The sequence below is a fragment of the Streptomyces sp. NRRL S-495 genome (assembly GCF_000966955.1).
Lineage (GTDB): Bacteria > Actinomycetota > Actinomycetes > Streptomycetales > Streptomycetaceae > Kitasatospora > Kitasatospora purpeofusca.
This window is the reverse complement of sequence record NZ_JZWY01000557.1, coordinates 1-906: the sequence shown is the minus strand read 5'-3', so window position 1 is coordinate 906 and position 906 is coordinate 1. Positions and strand designations below refer to the sequence as shown.

Sequence of the window (906 nt, the reverse complement as noted above, 5' to 3'; positions counted from 1 at the left end):
CCGGCTGGACTTCGACGATCCGCTGCTGCTCGGCGAGGTGGCCGAGCTGGTGGACCGTCATCCCTTGCGCGAGCGCCTGCGAGCCGTACAGATGCGGGCCCTGTACCGGGCCGGCCGGCAGAGCGAGGCGGTCGCCGCCTACGGCGAGCTGCGGGCGCTGCTGGCCGAGGAGCTGGGGCTCGACCCGACGCCCGAGGTGGCGGCGCTGTACGAGGCGATCCTGCGACAGGACGCCGTCCTCCGGCCCGCCGCGGCCGTGGCGGAGCTCCGGCCCGCTCCGGCCCGCCCGCCGGTCGACTCCCCGAACAGCGGCACCGGGGCCGGGGCCGGGACCGACAGTGCTGTCGGACAGGAGGCGGACCAGTGGGCCTTCCACGGTGCGTACCTGCCCGCCCCGCGGAACGCACTGGTCGGGCGCGGCCCCGCGCTGGAGGCCCTCGCCCGACTCGTCCGCACCGAGCGGCTGGTCACGCTGACCGGCCCCGGGGGAGTGGGCAAGACGCGGCTCGCGCTGGCCCTCGCGCGCCGGCTCGCGGACGGTCCGGAGGCCGGTGCACCGGACGGGGTCCGGTTCGTCGAACTCGCGGCCCTGCCCGCCGATGCCGCCGACCTCGCCCAGGCGGTGGCCGCTGCGCTCGGTCTCCGCCAGGTCGCCGGACCGGCCGCGCACCGGGCCGGCCCCGTCCCGGCCTTGGCCGCTGTCCTGCGTGGCCGCCGGGTCCTGCTCGTCCTGGACAACTGCGAGCACGTGATCGAGCCGGCCGCGGACCTCGTCGCGAGCCTGCTGGACGGCGCGCCGGGGCTGACCGTCCTGGCCACCAGCCGGGAGTCGCTGCGCCTGCCCGGCGAGGCGGTGTTCCCGGTGACCCCGCTCGATCCGGTCGCCGCCGCCCAGCTGTTCGTCGA

The 906-nt window shown here is 77.7% G+C and carries 1 protein-coding gene; it reads left to right on the top strand.

Annotation, left to right across the window (positions count from 1 at the left end; translation table 11 throughout):
- On the top strand, positions 1-906 hold a 906-nt coding region (locus tag VR45_RS27080), incomplete at both ends, for a BTAD domain-containing putative transcriptional regulator (protein ID WP_045942460.1).